The organism is Oleiphilus sp. HI0043 (genome assembly GCF_001634935.1).
Window position 1 is genome coordinate 1 of record NZ_LWEY01000693.1, and the last position, 689, is coordinate 689.

Annotated in this window: 1 protein-coding gene and 1 pseudogene; both read right to left on the bottom strand. The window is 42.4% G+C overall.

Annotation, left to right across the window (positions count from 1 at the left end; all coding sequences use genetic code 11):
• Positions 1 to 324: 324 nt before the first annotated feature.
• Positions 325 to 588, bottom strand: coding sequence for a Txe/YoeB family addiction module toxin (locus tag A3729_RS08235; RefSeq protein WP_068510968.1), 264 nt, complete (start codon positions 586 to 588; stop codon positions 325 to 327).
• Positions 585 to 689: pseudogene (locus A3729_RS32610) on the bottom strand (type II toxin-antitoxin system prevent-host-death family antitoxin); the annotation flags it as partial. The gene A3729_RS08235 and the pseudogene A3729_RS32610, both read right to left, overlap by 4 nt.

The following is a 689-nucleotide window of genomic DNA, read 5'->3' on the forward strand; positions in this document are numbered from 1 at the left end:
CAGGCACCACGACGTAATAAGTAAGGTTGGATAGGTTAACGCGTCGCGTTAGCAACCCACGAATACCAGCATGATCACCGTCGAAATTACTTGCTTCATCTGATGCGTTGACGCTTCCCTAACGGGAAGAATGTTAATTAAAAAGAAAGGCTCTGGCCGAGGTTCCGGCAGGATTTTGTGCGGGCCTCTTGACGTGGGGAGTCATACCAACGCCTTGCTAAGCGGTTGTGGTGAATTGGCGGTTTGTTTGCGGCTCTTTGCAAACAAGATGACAATTTACCACAATCCGACTTGAGCAACTTGTTAGCTGAACAAATTTTGGTATTACTCATAATGTGTCCACATACGCAGAACTTTTATGACTTTTTGCTCTTCATAAACTTGGTAAACAATCCGGTGCTGGATGTTAACACGTCGTGAAATTGCACCAGATAAATCACCAACCAATTTTTCAAATGGTGGTGGTGTTTGAAACGGATTCTCTTCGATAACTTGCAGCAAATATTTTGCTTTACTTTTGAGACCTGAGGAAGCAAGTTTCTTTGCATCTTTTTGAGCTTGCTTGGTATATACGAGTTCCCAACTCACCAATCAAGCTCCTTAGAACAATCTTCAATAGGTTCTGCCATTCCTTCTTTAATGCTTTCTCTCATACCCGGAACAGTTAAAAGATAAAGGGTTTCTTGAAT